The following is a 24,712-nucleotide window of genomic DNA, read 5'->3' on the forward strand; positions in this document are numbered from 1 at the left end:
GGAGAAAAACAGATGAAAAAGTTCAACAAAGTGCTTGCGCTGGGCATGGCCGGTTCCATGGCCCTCAGCATGGCAGCCTGCGGCGGCAGTTCCTCTACTTCTGCCTCCACCAGCACCGATGGCAGCAGCACCTCTACGGCTACTCCTTCCAATGAAGTCGTTACCCTGAAGTGGGTGGCCGTTGGTTCTGGCATGCCTTCTAACTACGATGCATGGCTGGCACAGATTAACCCGTATCTGGAAGATAAGATCGGCGTCAACATTGACATGGAGGTTATCTCCTGGGGCGACTGGGACACCCGCCGCAATGTTATTGTGAACACCAGCGGTGAATACGACATCCTGTTCACCAACGTCAACACCTATAACAACGACGTCAATACCGGTGCTTTCCTGGATATCACCGATATGGTCAAGGAAGCGGCTCCTGAACTGTACGCTTCCGTTCCGGAAGATTATTGGAAAGCCTGCGAAGTGGGCGGACGTGTTTATGGTGTGCCTACCTACAAGGATTCTTCTCAGAGCGAGTACGTTGTCTGGGATAAGGCAAAGATCGAGGCTGCCGGCTATGACTATACCAAGGAGCTGGGCATCACCGATCTGGATGAACTGACTGCGCCCCTGAAGGCTATCAAGGACACTGACGGCGAGGCTTCCTTCCCTCTGAACAAAAACGGCGGCGGCTACCAGTCCTATATGTATGACCAGCTTGGCGCCGGTCTGTATCCCCTGGGTGTGCGCTATGATGACAGCGAGGGTAAGGTTGTTGCTACTGTTGAGCAGGATGACGTCAAGCAGATTCTGAAAACCTTCCATGAGTGGTACAACGAAGGTATCATCAACTCTGACGCTGCAACCCGTCCCGAAGATGCAAACTACAAGGCTTGCTCCATTGCACAGGGCTGGTCCGGTGCGGCAATCACTTCCTGGGGTCCGCAGCTCGGCGTTGAGTGCGTTGCCCAGAAGTGGGGCCCGACCATCGTCTCCAATGAAACTGTCCGCGGCTCTCTGAACTGCATCTCCGCTAACTGCGCACATCCCGAAAAGGCACTGGAATTCCTGCAGCTGGTAAACACCGACACCTACGTCCGTGACCTGTTCTACTACGGCGTTCAGGGCGACAACTGGGATTACACCGATGACAGCAAAACCTTCGTCCATAAGAACAACGCGGATTGGTCTATGGCAGGTTACACCCAGGGCAGCTTCTTCGCTATCACCCCGACCGACGATTTCGATTTCAACCAGTTCGACGAAGTTAAAGAGCTGAACGAAAAGGCTGAGCCTTCTGTCCTGCTTGGTTTCACTCTCGACACCACCCCCATCGCTGATGAACTGGCAAACTGCATCCAGATTGCAGAGCGTTACAAGGGCGAGCTGCTGACCGGTACGGCTGATCCCGAAGTTATGGTTCCCCAGATGATGCAAGAACTGCGCGCTGCCGGCTTTGACAAGATCGTTGCTGAGGCACAGAGCCAGGTTGACGCTTTCATGGCTACCAATAAGTAATCTTTAAAAATCCAAATACTATCCCTGCAGGCAGGGAAACCTTCGGGAGCGGAACGCTGAGTTCCCGCTCCCGATTTATTTTAAGTACACAAGGAGAATCAAGTATGGCTAAAATCATCGGCAGCGCACTGCCCAATATTCCGTGGCAGGAACCGCCTGCAAACACCCGCACCCCTTTCTGGCGCTATGATGCAAACCCCATCATCGGTCGTGACGGCAACACCCGTTCCAACAGCGTGTTCAACAGCGCCGTTGTGCCTTTCAAGGATGGCTTTGCCGGCGTATTCCGCTGCGACAGCCTGTCCATCAGCATGGATATTTTCGCAGGCTTCAGCAAGGACGGTCTGCACTGGGATATTGAGGATACCCCGATTCATCTGGTAGGGGACGACCCGGAGGTCACAACCCGTGAATACCGCTATGACCCCCGTGTATGCTATATGGACGGCAAATACTATGTGACCTGGTGCAACGGCTACCACGGACCCACCATCGGCATTGCGTGGACGGATGACTTCAAGACATTCCACCAGCTGGAAAATGCCTTCCTGCCGTACAACCGTAACGGTGTCCTTTTCCCGCGCAAGATTCAGGGGCGCTACATGATGATGAGCCGCCCGAGCGATACCGGGCATACCCCCTTCGGCGATATTTTTGTCAGCCAGAGCGAGGATATGGTATACTGGGGACGCCACCGCTTTATGATGGGTGCTGTAAAAGGCGATGAATCTGCATGGCAGAGCATGAAAATTGGCCCCGGCCCCATCCCCATTGAAACCGATGAGGGCTGGCTGCTGATTTACCATGGTGTTATCAACACCTGCAACGGCTATGTATACCGCATTGGTGCTGCTCTGCTGGATATTGACGAGCCGTGGAAGGTAAAATACCGCGGCAAGGATTACCTGCTGGCTCCTCATGAGCTGTATGAGTGTGTAGGCGACGTGCCGAACGTAACCTTCCCCTGCGCCACCCTGACGGATGCCGCGACCGGTCGTATTGCGATGTACTACGGCTGTGCCGATACCGTGACCGGTCTGGCGTTCACCACTGTGGATCGTGTATTGGACTATATCAAGAAGAACTCTTTCTGATGTTAAAGGGGCAAAGAGATGCCACAGGATAACATTTTGCTGATACTACGATTTCGGTGTAGATACGTTCCACTAACGCAAACAAAAATGCAAAAAACAGCCAGCTTTGAATTGCTGGAAGCCTCGTTATGAGGGAAAGGAAAGACCTATGCGCACCATTGATTTTCTTGACAAGCGCGTCACAGGTATCTGCAATGAGCTGAAAAAGCTTTCTGTAAAACAGAAGTTTGAAACGAGCGACTGGCTCATAAAGCCGGGCAACTTCCTGCGCCCGGAAGATGCCGATGCAGACCCTGCACCGTTTGAACCCTTTGACAGCCGCACCATGCATTGGTACGGACCGGACAAGCATTACTGGTTCCGCGCGGATGTGGCTGTGCCGCAGGAAATGGACGGAAAACCGCTGTGGATGCACGTCTGCACCCAGATTGATGAGTGGGACGATGCCAAAAACCCGCAGTTCCTGCTGTTTGTGGACGGCAAGGTGACACAGGGCGTGGATATGAACCACCGCGACATCCTGCTGGACCGCTGCGCCAAGGGCGGTCAAAAGTACCGTCTGGAATTGCAGTCCTACACCGGAATCCTGCATACCGAATTCAACCTGATTGTAGATCTGCGGGAAATCGACCCCGAAATTGAGGGTCTTTACTACGATATGGTTGTGCCGCTGGAGGCTTTTCCCCGGTTGGAAGAGGACGGCAAAGCCCGCCGTGATCTGGAAAGCGTGCTGAACGAGGCTGTCAATCTGATTGATTTGCGCACACCTTATAACGAGAGTTTCTATCAGAGCATTGCTGCTGCCCGCCGGTATCTGGCAAAAGCGCTTTATACCGACCTTGCCGGTCATGAGGAAGTCATTGCAAGCTGCATTGGTCACACGCACATTGACGTGGCGTGGTGGTGGACTGTGGCACAGACCCGGGAAAAGGTCTGCCGCAGCTTTGCAACTGTGCTGAAACTGATGGATGAATACCCTGATTATAAATTTATGTCCAGCCAGCCGCAGCTGTATTACTTCCTGAAGCAGCGCTACCCCGAACTGTATGAGCAGATCAAACAGCGCGTGGCAGAGGGACGCTGGGAACCGGAAGGCGGTATGTGGGTTGAAGCAGACTGCAACCTGACCAGCGGCGAAAGCCTGGTGCGCCAGTTCCTGTACGGCAAGCGTTTCTTCAAGGAAGAATTCGGTGTGGATAACCGCATTCTCTGGCTGCCGGACGTATTCGGCTATTCGGGCGCGCTGCCTCAGATCATGGCAAAGTGCGGCATTGATTATTTCATGACCACAAAGCTGGCGTGGAACCAGTTCAACAAAATGCCTTACGACACCTTTAAGTGGCGCGGCATTGACGGCACCGAAATCCTGACCCACCTTGTTACAACGCTAGGGGTCGGTCAGAGCGAGAACGACTTCTTCACGACTTACAACGGCATCCTGCATCCCGATGCGCTGATCGGCGGCTGGCACCGCTACCAGCAGAAGGACATCAACAATGATATCCTGATTTCCTACGGTTACGGTGACGGCGGCGGCGGTCCGACCCGCGCCATGCTGGAAACCTCCACCCGTATGGAAAAGGGCATCGAGGGACTGCCCAAAGTGCGTCAGGCATTTGCACGCACCTACTTTGATGAGCTGGCTGAGCGTGTGAAGGACAACCGCCGCCTGCCCACATGGGAAGGTGAACTCTACTTTGAGTATCACCGCGGCACATACACCTCCATGGCGCGCAACAAGCGTTCCAACCGTAAGATTGAGCTGCACATGATGGACTTGGAACTGCTCAGCCTGCTGGCACAAGCCAAGGTCGCATACCCAGAGGCAGAAATCGACAAGCTGTGGCATGGAATCCTCATCAATCAGTTCCATGATATTCTGCCCGGTTCCTCCATCCACGAAGTATACGAAGTCACCAAAAAAGAGTATGCCGAGATGGAAGCCGAAATCACGGCACTGCGCGAGGAGCGCCTGGATGCACTGACCCCCGCCGGGGAAGGCATTACCGTGTACAACACTACCGGCTTTGTCCGCAGCGATGTGGTTGAACTGGGTGATTGCAAGGCAGAGGCTTTGCAGGACGAAGCCGGCAATATCTATCCCGTACAAAAAACAGCCGATGGTGCCGTGGCGTTCCTGAACAACCTGCCTGCCAAGGGCAGCAAAACGTTTGCGGTCGTACCGGCACAGGTTTCGGCTGCGCCTTTTGAAATTGCGACCGATGGACATAAGATTGACACCCCGTTCTATACTGTCACCTTTGATGAACACGGTCAGATGACCGGCATCTTTGACAAAGAGAACCGCCGCGAAGTGCTCAAGCCCGGTCAGGCAGGCAACCTCTTCCGCGTATATGAGGATAAGCCCATCTATTATGACAACTGGGATATCGATATTTTCTATACCGAAAAGTTCTGGGATGTCACCGACCTGCAGGACTTCACATGGACGGAGAACGGTCCCGTGCGCGCCACACTGCACATCGAACGCAATTACAGCAACTCCACCCTGGTGCAGGATATCCATTTCTATGCAAAGCAGCGCCGGATTGAGTTTGTTACAACCGTGGACTGGCATGAACACCAGAGCCTGCTGAAGGTCCACTTCCCGGTAAATGTCCATACTGACGAAGCTACGTTTGAAATTCAGTATGGCAACCTGACCCGCAAGACGCACGCCAACACCAGCTGGGATCGTGCGCGCTTTGAAAGCTGCGGTCAGAAGTGGATGGATCTGAGCGAAGGACATTACGGCGTCAGTATGCTGAACGACTGCAAGTACGGCCACTCTGTCAGAGATTCTGTGATTGGGCTGACCTTGATCAAGTCTGGTATTGAACCGAATCCTACCACGGATCAGGAAGTTCACCACTTCACATATGCCATTTATCCGCACGCCGAAAAATGGCAGGCGGCCGGCACGGTGCCGCAGGCGTTCTTCCTGAACCAGCCCGCGTTGGCTGTGCAGGGCGGAAAGCCGGGCGAAAGCTTCAGCCTTGCCGGACTGGATGCACCCAATGTGGTGCTGGAAACCATCAAACGCGCCGAGGATGGCGATGGTGCCATTGTGCGTATGTATGAGTGCGAGAACAGCCTGACAAATGTCACCCTGGACTGGAACCTTCCCTTCCATGCGGCAGAAAGCTGCAACTGTCTGGAACAGCCCGACGGCGAGCCGGTTGAAGTCAAAGACGGCAAGATTACCTTTACGGTAAAGCCGTATGAAATCAAGACAATTCGTATCCGTTAAATAACAAAGTCCGAACATTCTGCACGGGCGGTTGGCAATGCGCCCGCCGCCCGTGCCTTTTTTTGGAGGAAATGATGATGGAGTTTATTCCGAATCCACATAAGATCGAACACCCTGCAGGGGTTCATATGCTGGACAATCAGAGCCGAATCACCCTGTGGCAGACCGAACCCGCCGCGTTGCTTTATGCACAGATGCTGCAGGGCTGCCTGCGGGAGTACGCCGGGCTGGAAGTGCCGTTCACCCGCGGTAAGCCCCGGGCAGGTGACGCCGTACTTACGGTGGATACCGCCCTGCCGCAAAACCGTTACACGCTGAGCATTATGCCGGAATGCATCACGCTGAAAGCCGGCAGCGATGAAGCACTCTGCAACGGTGTGCAGACACTGTGCCAGTATATTGAACAGCACGGAGCCGTACTGCCCGCACTGGAAATTGAGGACTGGCCCGATCTTGCCAACAGAGGCTATTATCAGGACTGCTCCCGCGGACGTGTCCCGAAGCTGGACTACCTGAAACAGGTGGCAGATATTCTCTGCCGCTACAAGATCAACCAATGGCAGCTTTATATTGAGCACACCTATCTTTTCCGTGACCTGAGCGAAGCATGGCGTGAGGATACGCCGCTGACCGCGCAGGAGATCATGGAGCTGGATGATTACTGCGCAGCCCGGCACATTGAACTCGTTCCTTCCTTGTCTACCTTCGGGCATATGTACCGTATTCTCAGCACAAAAACCTGTTGCGACCTCTGCGAGCTGCCTGACTCGGAAAAGATTCCGTTCAGTTATACCTATGCAGGGAATCACCATACCCTGAACGTATCCAATCCCGATGCGCTGGGGTTTGTAAAAGGGCTGATTGACGAATACCGCCCGCTTTTCCGCAGCAGCAAATTCAATATCTGTGATGACGAAACGTTCGATTTGGGCAAGGGGCGCAGCAAGGCACTCGCCGAGGAGCAGAGCGAGCGCAGCCTGTATCTCAGCCATGTGAAGGCGCTGTGCGAATATCTTGTTGCGCAGGGGGTAACACCGCAGTTCTGGGGGGACATCATGTGGCGCTTCCCGGAAAGCTGTGCCGAGCTGCCCAAGGAAACCATCTGCCTGAACTGGGGCTATCTGCCGCATCAGCGGGAAAATGAGATCCGGGATATTGCCGCCAGCGGGATTACGCAGTACGCCTGCCCCGGCGTCTGTGGCTGGAACCGTTGGATGCCTCTGATGTACAATTCTTACATGAATATCCGTACCATGTGCCACCATGCACACAAGTACAACGCCATCGGCCTTTTGAACACGGACTGGGGCGATTATGGTCATGTCAATGACCCGCGCCTGACGATTCCGGGCATCCTGTACGGCGCAGCGTTCGGTTGGAATGCAGAGCCTGTGGAATTTGACGAGCTGAACGAAGCGGTTTCCCGCCTGTATTACGGCGATACCACCGGGCAATTTGCCGGTCTGATGGCAAAGCTGCAGGATTATGAAGTTTTTGACTGGCGGAATACCGTCAACTGGATAGAATGTGATGAGAAAACCCGCGCCGAGATCCTTTCCGAGGTGGACTTTACAAGGATTGACGATGCCAACCGCGCCGTAGAAAAGGCAAAGGCAGATATCCTTGCAGCTGCGGTAAACCTTCCTGCCGGCAAAAAGCAGATTGTACAGGTACTCTGCCAGACGGCAGACATCATTGTGCTGTGGAACCGTATTGGCGCATGGCTCAATGCAGGCTGCCCGCACGGCCCCGAAGCAGATGCCATGGCAGCTGCGTTGGAAGACTGGCTGCAGCGCTACCGTGCGCAGTGGCGTCAGGTCAGCAAAGAAAGCAGCCTGTCGGTTCTGACAAACCTAATCTGCCGTTACGCGGATCTTCTCCGCGGACGCGCTTACGGAACCGTGGAGGCGCCTGCCGGGAGGTAAGCCATGGGCTGGCTTTATCAGCTGTTTTTTCCTGCGCATACACCGACCGAAAATGAACTGGAAATGGGTCGCTACCGGATTATTGCCGAAGGCGCAGTGGCCGGCGTGATTTATGCCGTTGCCACCGGCAACTTTCTGGCCGGGTATTTGAGCAGCCTTGGGGCGTCCGTATCCTTATGCGCCGCAGCGGCCATGATACCGTCTTTCGGGTGCGTACTGCAGTTTATCTCGCCCTTTGTGTTTGAACGGATGCACCACCGCAAACTGGCTATATGGCTTATGTGCGTGGTGTTCCGGCTTTCGGTCAGCAGCATCCTGCTGATACCGCTGGCTCTGCCGGACCCCGGTCATGCCCGCGCTGTGGTGCTGGTGCTTTATACCATCGGCTTTTTCTCTGCGGGGCTTGTTACGCCGGGGCTGGAACACATGGTTTTGGGCATCGCCCCCCAAGGCGGGCGCGGTCAGTTCTACGCCGTCAAGAGCATTATCGGAACCTGCGTTTCCAGCGCGGCAACACTTGCACTTGGTCGCGTACTGGATTATTATCTGGAACAGGGGCAGGGCTATACCGGCTTTCTTATCATCGGTATTGTCAGCCTGTCGCTTACTGTGGTGGATGCCGTTCTGCTTGCTTCGGTAAGAGAGAACCCGGTAAAATTCACCTCCAAAATGCGCCCGGCGGATATTCTGCGCCCAGTGCGCGACCCTGCTTACCGTCCATTGCTTTTTTACTGCATCATCGGCGGGCTGACTGGCGGCTTTGCTTCTCCGTTCCTTTCCGTGTATGAGCTGCGGGTGCTGGGGCTCAGCCACACCTTCATCACATCGGTGGGTGTCGTGTCCGCTGTTGTGGGCATGGCAGGCAGCTGGGTGTGGGGGCGGCTGGCCGACCGCACTGCGTGGAACTGCGTTATTTGGCTTACTGCATTCCTGAATCTTTCCTGCACGCTGAGCTGGTCCTTTGTGCGCCCTTCCTTTGCACATTTGGTTGCGCCGGTTCTGATTGTCGTTGCGGCGGGCTGTGCAGGCGGCGCATCACTGGCAAGCACAAACCTGCAATTTGCATTGAGTCCTGAAAGCGGCAAAACCGCTTACTTTGGCGTAACGGCTGCCATGAGCAGCATTGCCACCTGCACATCGGCCGCAGTGGGAACCGCCATCCAGCCCATGCTGGAAAAATCTATGGGGGACAGCTCAATTTCGCTGCTGTTTTTTGTGGCAGGCATCGGCGGTTTTGCCAACCTGATTATAAATGGGCGAAAATTGCCCTCTGTAACATAAAGGGAGAAAAAAGATGTACCCATACCAGAACCCGGATCTTTCGACAGAAGAGCGCATTAGCGACCTGATGAGCCGGATGACCCTTGAAGAAAAGATCCTGCAGACAGATCAGTATTATTCCGGCGATTTTACAACGCAGGACGAAAACGGCAAGGTTACAGCCGTGGATATGCAGCGGTTTGATGCACTGATGCAGCACAATAGTGTCGGCAGTGTGCAACTGCGCGGTATGACTGCTGCCCAAGCCAATGTTGTGCAGCGGTATGCCATAGAAAACACACGTCTTGGCATCCCATACCTTTTTAGCGAGGAAGCACTGCATGGGCTGATGACAAACAACGCAACCAGTTTTCCGCAGCAAATTGGTCTGGCGGCAAGCTTTGAGCCTGAACTCGGGCGCGAGATGGGACACGCCATTGCGGCAGAGTCCCGGGCTTGCGGGATTCACGAAACATACAGCCCCGTTATGGATTTGATTCGTGACCCGAGGTATGGTCGCGCGGAAGAATCCTATGGTGAGGATACATACCTTTGTGCTGAGTTTGCACGCGAAACCGTATTGGGTATGCAGGGGACAGACCTGACGGCACCGGACGCTGTGGCTGCCGAACCCAAGCACTACGTCGGCTACGGCAACCCTGTGGGAGGTCTGAACTGCGCCCCCTGCACCATGGGTCGGCACGATGTATTCAGCGACTGCCTGCCTGTCTTTGAAGCGGCTTTTGCGGACGGCAAAGCGTGTGACGCTATGTGCAGCTACAACTCCATCGACAGTATTCCGGTATCCATGGACCATGAGCTGTTAACGGATGTGCTGCGCGGGCAGTTTGGTATGCCGGGGTTTGTCCGCAGCGACCTGACGGCGGTTTCCCGCCTGTATGACTGGCACTTTATTGCCGAAACGCCGGAGGAGGCCATCCGCCTTGGGCTGGAAGCAGGCGTAGACTTGCAGCTTTACGACTTTCCGCATGATGTCTGGCAGAAAGCGATTGCCCACCTGATTGAAAGCGGTTCCATGAAGATGTCGGTGCTGGATACGGCGTGTCGGCGTGTGCTGCGTATGAAATTTGCACTGGGGTTGTTTGAAAATCCTTATACGGACGAAAAACGCGCCGATACAATCCTGCGCTGCCCGGAACATCTGGCTACCGCGGAAAAAATAGCAGAGAAATCCATCGTACTGCTCAAAAATGACGGCTTGCTGCCGCTCAGAAAAGACCTGCGCAGCGTGGCAGTCATCGGTCCGGCGGCTGATACGGTTTCTTACGGCGACTATACCGAAACACGCGGTCGTAAAGGCGGGGTTTCTGTGCTGGATGGAATCCGTGCTGCAGTCAGCCCCGAAACCGAGGTGCTGTATGAGCGCGGCTGCAACTTTCTGGGGCAGGCGCTGCACCCGTTTGATCCGTCCATGCTGCGCGATGAAAACGGCGAAGCCGGTCTGACAGGTCGCTATTATAACGGACCTGTGCCGCAGGGCGAACCGGTGCAGGTTCGCACGGATCGCACCGTCAACTTCAACTGGATTTTTGCACTGCCCCATCCGGAGCTTGATGCCAACTGCTTCAGCGTAGCATGGACAGGTTCGGTCATCATGCCGAAAACTATGGATGGTTGTATCGGTCTGAGCACGCAGGACAGTATGCGCCTGTACGTGGATGACAAACTGCTGATTGATGGCTGGGGCAAAGATAAAAGCGCTGACCAGGCACTGGATTTCCACTTTGAGGCCGGACGCACTTATAAAATCCGCATTGAGTTTGTCAATGACCGGCGGGGCGCCCGCGTGATTTTCGGGTACAGCGCCGGGTGGGAAAATTTCCCCGCCGCAGTAGAAGCTGCACGCAAAGCGGATGTCGCCATCCTTTGCATGGGCGACAACGAGGAGACCAGCGGCGAGAACTTTGACCGCACCGACCTGAACCTGCCCGGCAGACAGCTTGAGCTGGTACAGGCTGTTTATGCAACCGGAACCCCTGTGGTGCTGGTGCTGCAAAGCGGACGCCCCGTTACGGCGAATTGGGAAAACGATCATCTGCCTGCCATTCTGGAGGCGTGGTTCCCCGGTGAGCAGGGCGGCACCGCTATTGCAAAAACACTGTTTGGCGATGCAGCCCCGGGTGGACGGCTTCCCATCACATTCCCGCGCAGTGTCGGGCAGATTCCCTGCCATTACAGCCGGCGACCCGGCGGCGGAAAACGCTATGTGGAGATGGACTGGCTGCCGCTGTATCCGTTTGGCTACGGTCTGACCTACACAACATTTGCTTACCGCGATATGGCCCTGAGCCGCAGCGTGATCGACCCGCAGGACACGGTCACTGTCAGTGTCACGGTCACCAATACCGGCAAGTACACCGGCGATGCCGTGCCGCAGCTGTATGTGCGGGATATGTTCAGCTCCGTCGTAAAGCCGGAGCGCCAGCTGGCAGCTTTCCGCCGTCTGACGCTTGCGCCCGGTGAAAGCCGTCGGGTGGAACTGACTGTCGGACCAAAGCAGCTGCGTACCCTTGGTCCTGATTATGTATGGCGGGTAGAACCCGGAAAATTTGAACTCCAGCTTGGCGACAATGCAGAGAATATTCTGCTGCGCGCCGACCTGACCGTAGAGTAAAGCAAGGAAGGAGAAACGGCGTATGTTGTATCTGGGCGTAGATCTTGGCGGCACAAACATCAAGGCCGCACTTGTGAACAGCGAGGGTGAAATTCTGTGCGAAGCCAACACCCCCACAAACCTGCCGCGCCCGGCGGAAGCTGTCTGCGATGACATTGCAGCGCTGTGCCTGCAGCTGGCGGAGGGAAAGGACGTTGCAGGTGTTGGTGTCGGATGCCCGGGAACTGTGGACGGCGGAACGGTGCTGTATTCCAACAACCTAGATTGGCATGATTTTGCAATGGAGGAATATCTGGCGCAAAAGACAGGTCTGCCGGTTGCCGTTGGTAATGATGCAAATGTTGCTGCATTGGGCGAGGCTCTTGCGGGCTGCGCTAAAGGCGCACAGAGTACGGTTGTCGTTACTCTGGGTACCGGCGTTGGCGCAGGAGTTGTACTGGACGGAAAACTGCTGACAGGCTACACCGGCGCCGCCTCCGAAGCCGGACACATGGTGATTCTTGATACAGCAGACGCCCCGCGCTGCACCTGCGGACGTCATGGATGCCTTGAGGCACTGGCCAGTGCCACCGCACTGATCCGCATGACAAAAGAAGCACGGCTTGCCCACCCGGAAAGTGCGCTGAACGTGCTGGCCGCAAAGCCGGAAGACGTGAACGGTCGCACGGCATTTGATGCCGCTGCGCAGGGGGATGCCGCCGCACAGCAGGTTGTGGATACCTACATTCATTATCTTGCGGTAGGCATTGCCAACCTGATTAACATCTTTTTCCCGGAGGTCATCGGGCTGTCCGGCGGTGTAGCCAACCAGGGTGAAAACCTGCTGAAGCCGCTGCGTGCCGCCGTGGAGCCCATGGTGTTCGGACATGATTTTGCCAAAAAACATACCCGCATTACAGCCTGTACGCTGGGCTACCGCGCAGGGGTCATCGGTGCAGCCCTGCTGGCCAAAAGCCGCATGGAATGAGGAAAATTAAGATGGACATCAAAAAAGAATATGAGCGATGGCTTGCTAATGCAACGGCAGATGCCGATGTTGCCGCCGAACTGAAAACGCTGGATGATGCCAAAATCGAGGATGCCTTCTACCGTGATCTTGCCTTTGGCACGGGTGGTCTGCGCGGCGTAATCGGTGCGGGCACCAACCGCATGAACATTTACACGGTCGCAAAAGCATCGCAGGGCTTGGCTGACTATCTGAAGAAAAACTTTGCAGAACCTTCTGTGGCAATCGGCTATGACAGCCGCATCAAGAGCGACGTGTTCGCAAAAGTCGCTGCTGGTGTTTTTGCAGCCAATGGGGTCAAGGTGAGTATCTGGCCTGTTCTGATGCCGGTGCCTACCGTGTCCTTTGCGACCCGTTATCTGCATACCTCTGCGGGTGTCATGGTCACCGCTTCCCACAACCCCGGCAAATACAACGGCTACAAGGTTTACGGCGCAGATGGCTGCCAGATTACGACCGAGGCAGCTGCCGAAATTCTGGCTGAAATCGAAAAGCTGGATATCTTTGCGGATGTAAAGTACAGCGATTTTGAGGCTGGTCTTGCAAATGGCAATGTCAAGTATATTCCGGATGAGGTCTACGCTGCCTTTGTAAATGAGGTCAAGAATCAGTCTGTCCTGTTTGGCGAAGAAGTCAATAAGGATGTGGCTATTGTTTACAGCCCGCTGAACGGCACCGGCCTGAAGCCTGTGACCCGCACACTGAAGGAGATGGGCTACACCAACATCACCGTGGTCAAGGAGCAGGAGCAGCCGGACGGGAACTTCCCGACTTGCCCGTACCCGAATCCGGAGATTAAAGAAGCTATGGCACTGGGCATGGAGTATGCCAAAAAGTGCAATGCGGATTTACTGCTTGCCACCGACCCCGACTGTGACCGTGTGGGCATCGCCGTCAAGAACAAGGCAGGGGAGTACGAGTTGCTGACGGGCAACCAGACAGGTATGCTGTTGCTGGATTACATTTGCAACCAGCGTGTCAAGCACGGCAAGATGCCCGCCGACCCGGTCATGGTTAAGACCATCGTGACGATGGATATGGGGGAACAGATTGCCACCCATTATGGTTTGCGGACAATCAATGTGCTGACGGGATTCAAGTTTATCGGTGAGCAGATTGGCAAGCTGGAAAAGCAGGGCAGGGCAGACAGCTATGTGTTCGGCTTTGAGGAAAGCTACGGCTACCTGACCGGCTCCTACGTCCGCGATAAGGACGGCGTGGACGGTGCTTACATGATCTGCGAGATGTTCAGCTACTACGCCACCAAGGGCATCAGCCTGCTGGATAAGCTGGACGAGCTGTACAAGACCTATGGCTACTGCCTGAACACCCTGCACAGCTACGAGTTCGACGGCAGCGCCGGTTTTGCCAAGATGCAGAGCATTATGCAGGCATTCCGCGGCAATATCAAAGCGTTTGGCGGTAAGAAGGTTGTAAAGCTGCTGGATTATGCTTATGGCCTGGACGGGCTGCCCAAGTCTGAAGTGCTGAAGTTCCTGCTGGAAGATAACTGCTCTATTGTCGTGCGTCCCTCCGGCACGGAGCCGAAACTGAAAATTTACATTTCTGTCAGTGCCGAAAACAGAGAAGCTGCTGAAAAGGTCGAATGTGAAATTGTGAAAGACGCCGAGAAGTGGTTTGCTTAAAGTGAAGATTTTAGCGCCCTGTGCTGAGCGCCATAACCTATTTTGGTGCAGCTGCGACCGCACGGGGCATCGGCGGCATAGCCGAGGCTGGAATGCGGTGTTTCTACTCTGGCTGGGCATGACACAGTCAGCGTTTATTGTGTGCTATTTTTTGCGAGAACAGGAAACAGAAGATGCCTGAGTAAAAAATGAAATTTTGAGGTAAAGGAGATCCATATGAATATACTGAAATTGACTCCCAGCTGCAAGGATTACCTGTGGGGCGGCAGCCGCCTGCGCAGTGACTTTGGCATCAAGAGCGATCTGAACCCGCTGGCCGAGGCGTGGGTGCTTTCCTGCCACCCGGACGGTCCCAGCTATCTGGCGGACGGCACAACGCTGGCGGACTATGTGACCGCCCACCCGGGCTGCCTTGGCACCGACTGCGAGAAGTTTGAACAGTTCCCAATCCTGACAAAGTTCATTGACGCAAAGAACAATCTGTCCATTCAGGTACACCCCTCCAACGAGTACGCGCTGAAAAACGAGCATCAGTACGGCAAGACCGAAATGTGGTATGTGCTGGACTGTGAGCCGGGTGCCTTCCTGTACTATGGCTTTGACCATGAAATCTCCAAGGCGGAGTTTGAGGAGCGCATCAAGAATAACACCCTGACCGAGGTGTTGAACGCCGTGCCGGTGCACAAGGGTGACTGCTTCTTTATTCCGGCCGGCACGCTGCACGCCATTTGCAAGGGCATTGTCATTGCCGAGGTACAGCAGAACTCCAACGTGACCTACCGTGTGTACGATTACGGCCGTGTGGGGGCGGACGGCAAGCCACGCGCCCTGCACGTGGAGAAGGCGTTGGACGTGACCCTGCGCACCCCACCTGTCAAGCATGACTTCGGCAGCCATCTGGCGCAGGGTGAATATTTCACCGTGGATGCCAAGAACGGCGCGTTTGAGGACACAGCGGACGAGAAGAGCTTTGTTTCGCTGCTCGTCACAGACGGCGAGGGTGAGCTGACCTGCGGTGGTGAGACCGTGGTCGTCAAGAAAGGCGACAGCTTCTTCCTGCCCGCAGGCAGCGGCAACTATGCCGTGCGCGGTACCTGTCAGACCTTGGTGACAAGGGTGTGAAGTAAGACTATTCGCTTGGCAGCAAACATCGGGATAGAAAAACACCGCAACTTAGAAATCAATCTGTGCTGGATACGCAAGCAAAACAGATGAAAGAGTTTATAAAAGCAAGCTGGTAAGGATACACATAATAATAGGTGAAGTAATATAAGGCAATACCGCATAATTCTAAGTACCGATACGGCGAGCAAGGTGCGGCAGCCGCCGGAACGGTGCTTAAGCCGTCAGGCGGGAATTGTGCGGTATTGCTATAAATTTTATGCTGTACCTGATACATTGCAAACAGCAGAAAAACTAGTACAGAGATATTTCATTGAAGAACTTACACTGAATCTCTCTGTTTGAGACAGAAACTTTTCCGCTATTGGCATATAGTCGGAATAAAAAACTTCTAATGCAAAACACCGCTGATTCCTTTACTGAAATCGGCGGTGTTTTTTTAACTTCAAAAATTCACAAAAAGTTCAAATAATTAGTGCAAGGTTTTTGCACTAATTACATTTAAGATGGGGTTTAGAGAAATGAGAGGAGGTGATGGAGTGTCTGACGTCGAAATACGCCGCAATGAAATTATTGAGCTTTTATATACATATAAAAAATATAGCATCGATGATTTTGCGAAACGGTTCGGCGTTTCTCGCCGCACAATCAATTATGATATTGTTTACCTTATGGACTTTTACGAAATTGACACGAAGCCCGGTCCGCATGGAGGAATTTTTCTTATAAACCGCAGACCCAATTCTCATACAGCATACTTAAAACCGATAGAAATTGAGTGGCTTCGCAGGAAGTACAATGAGGCAGAAACAGAAGAAGATCGTATGGCGGCACACTCCATTCTCCGACGCTTTTCTCTTTAGCGGATATAGTCCGTTCCCCAGCACCTTGACAACTGAATACCCAGCATAACAGGCACGTTCCTTTTCCGGCAGACCCGATGGGCGGTTTGGCAAAACCATATGTTGCCAAGGAAAAGGCTATAATGATACACCTGCAGCCTCCCGCGTCAGAGGGGGTGACCGAGCCGGAGTTGTAAGCAGTAAGACTCCGGCAAAGTCAGTGAACGGCCATTGCCAGTGGCCTGCCTGTTGTGTTCCCGGTGTCAGGGGTGCGGGCGGCAAATGTGGCACAGTTTCTTAACTATCTACTTTTGCCGTTTAGGGCAAATCGTGGGCAGCAGGACCCCAAGCGCCTGCTGCCCATCATTTTGCTTTAAACGGGATGGAAAACAGGGGTGTAAAATGCAAACCTATCCAACGGGCTATGCGGAATCCCACCACATAGCCGAACAGATTTTCCGGGAGATTTTACCCCGGCACGGCATGGCGGTGCGCGAGGAACAAATCGCGCTTTGCCATGAAGTTTTAGATACCTTATATAATAAGGAAATTTCCCTGTGCGAAGCAGGCGTGGGTACCGGCAAGACGCTGGCCTACCTCGTGGGCTGTATTCTTTGGCAGATGAACCGTCCCGAACGGATGAAACTGCCTATCGTTATCTCCACTTCCAGCGTTGCCTTGCAGGACGCTATCCTTACTGAGTATCTGCCCGACCTGTCCGCTGTCTTGCTGGACGAAGGTATCATTACCGCACCCATCACAGCCGTTGTCCGCAAGGGCAAAGAACGCTTTGTCTGCGATGCCCGCCTTGCCGAAAGAGCATCGCTGGTGCAGCCAAGCAGAAAACGGCAGACCAACAGCCTGAACATTGCTGCGCACATTTTGGACATGGATCATATTCCGGAGCTTTCCCGGTATGACCGCTGCCGAATCTCTGTGCCGCGGTCCTGCCCGCGAGATTGCTTTATGCGCTTGGATTGCCGCTACCAGCAATATCTGCGAGATTCCATGAAACCCGACATCCAAATTTGCAATCACAATTATTTGCTGGCAGACGCATCGCACCGACTTGAAGATAGGCCGCTGCTCCTGCGCAGCTATCAGGCGCTGGTGGTGGACGAGGCACACAAACTGCCCGATGCCGCCCGTCAGATGTACACGGAAACACTATCCTCGCGCGCCATGGATGAATTGTGCCTTTTATTACAACAGGCGCACTACAAGGATTTTGCCAGACAGCTGCGGACGGCGTTCCTTACGCTGTCGTTCTCCTGCACGCAGGGGTTTTCCAAGCTGCGAAGAAAAGTGAGCGAACCGTTCGTGCTTACACCGTTCCGCCGCGCTGCTCTCATCGACTGTATAGCACTGTTGCAAAATGCTGGCGGGTTGCCGGATGTGCCGCGATACCTGCTGAACAGGCTGGGAGAAGCCGAAAGTCTCCTGCGCCTTTTTCTTTTGGAAGTGCCGACGCGCATCTTATACATCGACTACGATGCCGACGGTCAGCCTACATTCTGCGCAGCCAGCAGCCGCGTACCGCAGCTGCTCCGCAGTGCGCTGTGGAATACACGCGAACCCGCGATTCTGACCTCCGGCACATTGGCTGCAGCCGGAGATTTCAGCCACACGGAACAGCTTTTGGGGCTGGCGGTTTATCGACCCTTGCGTCATTTCCGTGCAGATTCTCCGTTTAACTACAAGAAAAAATGTCTGTTGTACTTTCCACCGCGCGTAAAAGCGCGAATGGACAACCTCCGAATGGCAGAAGAAATCGTCCGATTGGTGGATGCTTGCCACGGTCATGCGCTGGTGCTGTTTACGTCCTACCGCCAGATGGCAGAAGTCCGCGCGCTAACAGACGGTCAGTGGCAATACCCGACCTATCAGGCATGGCGCAACGGCGGAAAAATTATCCAGAAGTTCAAGCAATCCGGCAATGGTGTGCTGTTTGCCGCTGGCTCCTGCTGGGAGGGCATCGACTTTCCCGGCGATATGGTATCTTTGCTGATTATCGCAAAACTGCCGTTCCCGATACCAGACCCGGTCAGCGACTATGAGCGTAAGCAGTACCCGAATCTGCACGACTATATAAAAGCCGAAATTATCCCCGAAATGCAGAAGAAACTGCGGCAGGGATTTGGCCGCGCCATCCGTACCGAGCAGGACTCCTGCGTGGTGGCGATTCTGGACGAACGTGTGGGCATTGGCGGCAGGTATCATGACGCCGCGCTGGCAGCACTGCCGATCTGTCTGACCACCGAGAAAATCGAAGATGTGCAGCAATTCATCCGGGAGCAGAAGCGCCCGGATTACTTTTTGTGAAAAGAGGAACCTGAGATGTACCTTATGCGAAACCACGATGTCTGGATTTATGTGCGCTGCGCCAACAGCGATCCGCGCATTGCCTTTGACCGGCTGTATGACCTTATCGACGAAGCCGCCGGACACGGTTTTCTTGTGCGCGGCACATCTTTTGACCATTGCAGCGGAAACACCTTGAAAGACCGCATCGGTCTGCGCACCATGCTGGACGCAGTAGAGAACGGTCGGGTCGAAGCTGTGATGGTGCGCGATTTGGAGCAAATCAGCCGCAATAGCTACATACTGGTGGGAGTTATTGAAATTCTGCGTCAGAATGATGTCTACCTTATTACCACTGAATGTGACCTGAACGCCGAACTTATCAACAGCGGGCTGGAACGCTTTGTCGGTGACCGCTTCACGCGGGCATCCTTTGGAAAGCCGCGATTTGATGTTCGGCTCCCGTTGATGGACCAATTCTGAGGTGCGCCCATGAAAGAATACAAAGTTTGGGCGTTTGCCCGCAGTGCCGCACCGAACCTGCCGGCGCTTGAAGAACAGCTTGCCGATGTCATGCGCGAAGCCGACAGGCGCGGCTACATCATCGTCAACTCCTGCATGGAGCAAAAGTACGGCACCGAATTCTGGCGACCTGATTTGTTCGCCATGCTTACCGCTGTGCAGCAGGGGCGCGTCAACGCCGTCATAGTGCAGAGCCTTGACCGTTTGAGTCACGACATTGCAACCTTATACCGCATCCTGCGCTTTCTGCAAAATTACGGTGCAGTGCTGATTACGACCGAAACCAATCTACGATATGAACTCTATCTGACAGGGTTGGAGAATCGGATCCTTGCTCGTACCGCGCAAACCAGAAAAAGAGTTCCGTGGGAGGTGGCTGTTGATGCAGATTGACTCGTTTCCCATAAGGCTGGAACAGGAGTTGAAATACGCACTGGCCTATGCCGCGCTGGTATCCGCTGCCGCAAACGGAAGATTGCCTAGGGATATCTGCCAGCGCACGAATGTTGGTTATGCCCGGAAATGCGGCGTTTTGCGCCGAGAAGTTTAGTGGTTCTCGTGAATAGCTTTTGACCTGCCTTTCGGGTATATTGTATGTGATAAAAAGAATGTCACAGCGTTAAACTCGGAGGAAATAGTATGCCGCAAGTCCAAGTTATCCAGCCGATACAGCAACAGCCGAAGCGTCTACGCGTGGCAGCCTATGCCCGTGTCAGCACGAAATCCAATGAACAGCTTCATTCCATGTCGGTGCAGACAGAATACTATGAAGACCTTATCCAGAAGAACCCGAACTGGGAGTTCGTTGGAGTGTATGCAGATGAAGGTATCTCTGGCACGAGTATCAAGCACAGAGCAGAACTAAACCGCCTTATGGAAGATTGCCGAGCGGGCATGATTGACCGTATTCTGGTGAAATCTGCATCACGCATGGCCCGCAATGCGGTAGATTTGCTGACGATCATCCGAGAACTGAAAAGCATCGGTGTAGCAGTACAATTTGAAAAAGAACAGTTTGATACGGATAGCGCCACAGGGGAAATGATGCTGAGCATGATGTGCGCCATTGCACAGGAAGAATCCTTGTCTATCTCCAAAAACATGAAATGGGGTATCCGCAAAAAGATGCAGACGGGAACTTATGTGAACTGTGCGACTCCTTTCGGATACAGGCAGCAGGATCACCAGCTGGTACTGGAAAAGAATGAGGCAGCAGTAGTCCGCTTGATTTTTGAAAAGTACCTGAGCGGGGTGGGAATCGCAGAAATTGCACGTTACTTAAATAAAAACCACCCGAAAGAGGACGGCCGGTGGTACACTTCCGCTGTGCAATTCATGCTTCATAATGAAGCCTACAAAGGCGATACGCTGCACCAAAAACATTACACCACGGACACATTGCCGTTCAGAGTCTACCACAACGAGGGTCAGTTCCCAAAATACTGTGCTTATAAAAGCCACGAGGCAATCGTTTCGGATGAGGAATTCGAGAAAGTGCAGAACCTGCTGAAAACGAAGCAGATGTCTGTGCCGAATGCCGCTCCGCGAGTATTCACAAAGAAAATCTACTGTGCCGAGTGCGGCACTGTGTTTGCCCAAGCCAGCAGAGCAAACGGTATGGTGGCTTGGGGGTGCAGAAAACATTTGAATAAATCCAGCTTATGCCCGGTAAAGTCTGTTTACGAAACAGAACTTTGCCGGGCTTTTTTATATATGTATAACAAGCTGCAAGCAAATCGTGCAAGGATATTCCGGCCGCTGGTAGACAGCCTTTTGCAGCTAAAATCACAACAGGAACACCAGAACACCGCACGTGAGGCTATTCATGCTGAAATTCAACGTCTTGCAAAACAAAATCATAATTTGGAAAGAATCCATGCGCAGGGGTACATCGAAGATACCCAATATATAGAACGCAAAACCCTTATAGAACAGCAGCTTGACGAGAAAAGAGTTCAGCTGTCCAGAACTTCCATCAGCAGGAATGTTGAGCTAACTTTGAAAAGCACAAGGAAGATTGAAAAAATATTGGCTTCCGATCCGCCGTTGACATACTTTGATGAGCATACTTTTACCGAGATGGTCAAAAAAGTGTCGGTCAGTAATACGGCGATAGAATTTGAACTCATCAATGGCATGAAACTTTCGGAGGAACGGACGGAAAAATGAAAAAGCGATATCTGCCATTTGGCTACCAAATCACAGACGGAAAAACAACTATAGTTCAAGAAGAAGCCGAAGCTGTGCAATATATTTTTGAGGAATACACAGCAGGGAAGTCCCTCCGGAAGATTGCAGAGAACATGACAGCGAGGAAAACTCCATATCATGAAGATTCCTCAAAATGGAACCAGAACATGGTGAGCCGCGTCCTTGCAAATGAAATTTACTGTGGCAATGAAAAATACCTGCCTATCATTACAGAAGCCCAATATCGCTTGGCAGAAAAAATCCGCCAGAGGAAAGCGCAAACCTACTCCACGGTTTTGCAGCCGTTTCGCCAAGATGTGCAATGCGGATGCTGCGGAGAACGCTTATATTGGCGGCCTAAAACCGAACAATGGTTTTGCCGCCAATGTGGAATGTGGACAAAGCCTATCCCAGAAAAGGAACTGTCTGATGCTATTACAATAAAATTGGAATGGATTCAGAGACACTCAGAGGTGATTCACCCACCGACAACACAGCGTAATGTCCAATCTATCGAAGGCGCTAAGTTGACACGGGAAATCCAAACGGATTTACTGGAGACAGAGCCTAATGCCGATGCGCTAATTGCCAAAATCCTACACAGGGCAGAACTGGAGTACCAATTCTGCTCGGCGGGCGATGCTGACCCAGCAAGCCTGCAAATGCAAAAAGCGTGTGCCGAGTATAAGCCGACCGATGATTTTCCACATACCTTTTATAAAGGAATCGTTAGCAACGTCAGTCTATACCGCGATACCCACATCGAATTCAAACTGCGAAATGGACAAACTGTGTGAGGAAAAGTCATGAATAACATGAGAATTGTTGAGATTCCCGCTTCTATGAGGGAAAACGCCGGACGGAAAAACACGGTGCGCAAGCTGCGGGTGGCGGCCTACTGCCGTGTCAGCACCGAGGAAGAAGAACAGCAGGGCAGTTTTGAAATCCAGAAACTATACTACACCGAGAAAATCAATTCCACCCCGGAGTGGGAAGTCGCGGGCATCTACGCGGATGACGGTATCTCCGGCGTACATACCAAGAAGCGTGACGGTTTTAACCAGATGATTCAAGACTGCAAGAAGCGCAAAATCGACCTTATATTGACAAAATCCATTTCCCGCTTCGCCCGCAACACACTGGACAGTATTCAATACGTCCGAATGCTGAAACAGATGGGAATCGCGGTGGTATTTGAAAAAGAGAACATCAACACCACCACCATGAACTCTGAGATGATCCTTACCGTCCTGAGTGCCTTTGCACAGGCAGAGAGCGAGTCTATCTCTCAAAATGTTGCCCGCGGCAAGCGCATGGGATATAAGCATGGTAAATTTGCCTTCCCTTACGGCAGAATCATCGGCTACCGAAAAGGGGCAGACGGCAAGCCGGAGATCATCCCAGAGCAGGCTGAAATCATTCGGCTGATTTTCAACAGCTACCTGCAAGGGGACAGTCTGCAAAGTATCAAGGCAAAGCTGGAAACGGCGGGCGCACTCACAGCCCGCGGCAACACCGCATGGTCAGCGCAAAGCATCCAGCGCATTCTGCAAAATGAAAAATACTGTGGTGACGTATTACTACAAAAGACCTTTACCGAGGATGTGCTGACAGGTGTACATAAGAAAAACACCGGGCAACTCCCACAATATTACATTGAAAATTACCACGAGGGCATTGTCAGCAAACAGATGTTCCGAGAGGTGCAAGCTGAGATTGCCCGCCGCAACAGCAAGTCAGCTGCTAACCAGCGCAAGCGCCGCCGGGGTCGTTACAACAGCAAGTATGCCTTGTCCGAGCGACTGTTCTGCGGTGACTGCGGCAGCCCTTACAAGCGGGTGACTTGGAATGTCCACGGCAGAAAGCAAATCGTCTGGCGGTGCGTAAATCGCATCGAGTACGGAACGAAATTCTGCGGCAGCTCGCCGTCCATCCCGGAAGAAGAACTGCACCGCGCCATTTTGAAAGCGGTACAGGGTTTGGCGGCAAACTTCACCGATGAAGTTGCTGCCCAGATCAACGGCATCCTGCATGACATACAGACCGGCGAAAGCACAATGCCCAATTTGCAGGAGCAACTGGAACAGACCCAGCAGGAATTCGACCGTCTGCTGGAAATGTCCTTGGACTTCGATGAGGATACTCCGTTTCTGGATGACAGGTTGAAAAAGCTGAATAATAAAATTAAGAGCCTGAAAAAAGCCATCGAGGACAGCGCCACCCGACAGGAAAAAGCCAGACAGCCGGAGATGCTGCTGTCAGCCAAGGACCTGCAAATCCAAGAATATGATGATGCGCTGACTGCGAGAATCATTGAGAAAATTACGGTGAGGTCGCGCAATGAAATTGAAATACGGTTCATTGGTGGATATGAGAAAGCAATGCCGCTAGAATAAGGAACCTTGAGTGAAACACATTATGAACTACCATTCGCAGAAAATTAAGAATCTGGAGTGAAACAAAACTTGATAAAAAGAACGCTTTATGGTAAGATGGAGACAAAAAGGTGTGTACACGTTTGAAGCGACATGGCGCCACATCACTGCCAAACCGGAAGAAATCCTGACGTTGTGTGAACAGTTGAAATGAGGTGATTTAATGAAAAATTTAGATCGTAATGTCACACTGCTATGTCCGCTTTGTGGTAATGATCAGTTTTTATCATTGGACGAAGAGTTTGAAGATCTACTTCACGCAGGTGACGATGCACGAGTACGTTGCTCTGATTGCGGTTCGGAATACACGAAACGAGAGTTGCTCGATAGCAATGCCGCAATAATCGATAATGCTGTAGATGAACTTGCGCAAGATGCAGTCAAAGAACTTGAAAAGGAATTAAAGAAAGCGATGAAAAAATGGAAGTTTTGATTAACACATTGAAGGAAATGGTGTCCTTCATAAAAGATTGGGGTGCGCTGATCATCGCAGGTATATCTCTGTTAGTTGCCATCATTTCGCTTTTTAAATCTTCAAAGGCACAACGTCTCCAGAACAAGGTTAATGAACTGGAACTCAAGATTAAGCAGGATGAATTGGACAAGATAACTAAAGAGAAGGAGGATGCGGAACTTGCGTGTGTCGAGGCAAGATTTATTACTGTAGGTAAAGGTAAGCACAGACTGAAAGTTTGGAATTCAGGAAATGCAACAGCCTATCATGTGTCTGCTCGATTTGATGGTGATGTTGGTATTATGATTATGGGCCAAGAAAAGCAGCCTTTTGAAGAATTAGAGGCAAGAAAAAGCTATGAATTGGTTCTCATCACACATAATGGTTCGGCATCAAAGTTTAGAATAGTCACCGAGTGGACAGATTCAAGTGGCAATCAACATACCAAAACACAAATGGGCGATTTTTCATAAATCTGATAGTGTTGGTTTTGTTTCGGATTACAAATCGTATTTGATAAT

The 24,712-nt window shown here is 52.7% G+C and carries 18 protein-coding genes; all 18 read left to right on the forward strand.

All coding sequences use genetic code 11. From position 1 onward, the window contains the following. Window positions 1-12 precede the first annotated feature (12 nt). The 18 genes from PG062_RS09745 to PG062_RS09830 all read left to right on the forward strand — a co-directional run bounded on the left by PG062_RS09745 (window position 13) and on the right by PG062_RS09830 (window position 24,664). Complete coding sequence (locus PG062_RS09745; protein ID WP_270752141.1) at window positions 13-1,509, forward strand: ABC transporter substrate-binding protein; 1,497 nt, start codon at window positions 13-15, stop codon at window positions 1,507-1,509. A 104-nt stretch (window positions 1,510-1,613) separates the two neighbouring features. Beyond that, the gene (locus PG062_RS09750; protein WP_270752142.1) at window positions 1,614-2,603 is read left to right on the forward strand and encodes a glycoside hydrolase family 130 protein; all 990 of its coding nucleotides are present in this window, start codon (window positions 1,614-1,616) and stop codon (window positions 2,601-2,603) included. 148 nt (window positions 2,604-2,751) lie between these two features. Then, entirely contained in the window at window positions 2,752-5,853 is a 3,102-nt protein-coding gene (locus PG062_RS09755; protein ID WP_333559406.1) for an alpha-mannosidase, read from the forward strand. 77 nt (window positions 5,854-5,930) lie between these two features. Further along, window positions 5,931-7,778 (forward strand): glycoside hydrolase family 20 zincin-like fold domain-containing protein, encoded by a 1,848-nt coding sequence (locus PG062_RS09760; RefSeq protein WP_270752182.1) that lies wholly within the window; start codon window positions 5,931-5,933, stop codon window positions 7,776-7,778. A 3-nt stretch (window positions 7,779-7,781) separates the two neighbouring features. Beyond that, a complete protein-coding gene (locus tag PG062_RS09765; protein WP_270752143.1) occupies window positions 7,782-9,059 on the forward strand; it encodes an MFS transporter in 1,278 nt (425 codons plus the stop codon). A gap of 13 nt (window positions 9,060-9,072) precedes the next feature. Then, the gene (locus PG062_RS09770) at window positions 9,073-11,673 is read left to right on the forward strand and encodes a glycoside hydrolase family 3 C-terminal domain-containing protein (protein WP_270752145.1); all 2,601 of its coding nucleotides are present in this window, start codon (window positions 9,073-9,075) and stop codon (window positions 11,671-11,673) included. A 22-nt stretch (window positions 11,674-11,695) separates the two neighbouring features. Then, the gene (locus PG062_RS09775) at window positions 11,696-12,640 is read left to right on the forward strand and encodes an ROK family protein (protein WP_270752146.1); all 945 of its coding nucleotides are present in this window, start codon (window positions 11,696-11,698) and stop codon (window positions 12,638-12,640) included. Beyond that, window positions 12,637-14,325 (forward strand): phospho-sugar mutase, encoded by a 1,689-nt coding sequence (locus tag PG062_RS09780; RefSeq protein WP_456298757.1) that lies wholly within the window; start codon window positions 12,637-12,639, stop codon window positions 14,323-14,325. Before PG062_RS09775 ends, PG062_RS09780 begins: the two co-directional genes overlap by 4 nt. A 216-nt stretch (window positions 14,326-14,541) precedes the next feature. Continuing rightward, complete coding sequence (locus tag PG062_RS09785) at window positions 14,542-15,447, forward strand: type I phosphomannose isomerase catalytic subunit (protein ID WP_270752147.1); 906 nt, start codon at window positions 14,542-14,544, stop codon at window positions 15,445-15,447. Window positions 15,448-15,986: 539 nt separating this feature from the next. Next, window positions 15,987-16,310 carry an HTH domain-containing protein gene (locus tag PG062_RS09790; RefSeq protein ID WP_270462240.1) on the forward strand — a complete coding sequence of 108 codons (324 nt, stop codon included), beginning with the start codon at window positions 15,987-15,989 and terminating at the stop codon, window positions 16,308-16,310. 381 nt (window positions 16,311-16,691) lie between these two features. Then, window positions 16,692-18,611 carry an ATP-dependent DNA helicase gene (locus PG062_RS09795; protein WP_270752148.1) on the forward strand — a complete coding sequence of 640 codons (1,920 nt, stop codon included), beginning with the start codon at window positions 16,692-16,694 and terminating at the stop codon, window positions 18,609-18,611. A gap of 15 nt (window positions 18,612-18,626) precedes the next feature. Next, window positions 18,627-19,073: a recombinase family protein gene (locus tag PG062_RS09800; RefSeq protein WP_078783912.1), complete on the forward strand. Its 447-nt coding sequence runs from the start codon at window positions 18,627-18,629 to the stop codon at window positions 19,071-19,073. A 9-nt stretch (window positions 19,074-19,082) separates the two neighbouring features. After that, window positions 19,083-19,505, forward strand: a complete 423-nt coding sequence (locus tag PG062_RS09805; RefSeq protein WP_270752149.1) for a recombinase family protein — start codon at window positions 19,083-19,085, stop codon at window positions 19,503-19,505. A gap of 246 nt (window positions 19,506-19,751) precedes the next feature. Beyond that, window positions 19,752-21,281 carry a recombinase family protein gene (locus PG062_RS09810; protein WP_270462235.1) on the forward strand — a complete coding sequence of 510 codons (1,530 nt, stop codon included), beginning with the start codon at window positions 19,752-19,754 and terminating at the stop codon, window positions 21,279-21,281. Further along, window positions 21,278-22,099, forward strand: a complete 822-nt coding sequence (locus PG062_RS09815; RefSeq protein WP_270462233.1) for a recombinase family protein — start codon at window positions 21,278-21,280, stop codon at window positions 22,097-22,099. Before PG062_RS09810 ends, PG062_RS09815 begins: the two co-directional genes overlap by 4 nt. A gap of 9 nt (window positions 22,100-22,108) precedes the next feature. Next, a complete protein-coding gene (locus PG062_RS09820; protein WP_270752150.1) occupies window positions 22,109-23,698 on the forward strand; it encodes a recombinase family protein in 1,590 nt (529 codons plus the stop codon). A gap of 202 nt (window positions 23,699-23,900) precedes the next feature. Further along, window positions 23,901-24,170, forward strand: a complete 270-nt coding sequence (locus PG062_RS09825) for an ECs_2282 family putative zinc-binding protein (protein WP_256273239.1) — start codon at window positions 23,901-23,903, stop codon at window positions 24,168-24,170. Continuing rightward, a complete protein-coding gene (locus PG062_RS09830; RefSeq protein ID WP_256273240.1) occupies window positions 24,158-24,664 on the forward strand; it encodes a hypothetical protein in 507 nt (168 codons plus the stop codon). Before PG062_RS09825 ends, PG062_RS09830 begins: the two co-directional genes overlap by 13 nt. Window positions 24,665-24,712: the final 48 nt, after the last annotated feature.

Origin of the sequence: Gemmiger qucibialis (assembly GCF_027689445.1) — a bacterium.
Classification (GTDB): domain Bacteria; phylum Bacillota; class Clostridia; order Oscillospirales; family Ruminococcaceae; genus Gemmiger; species Gemmiger qucibialis.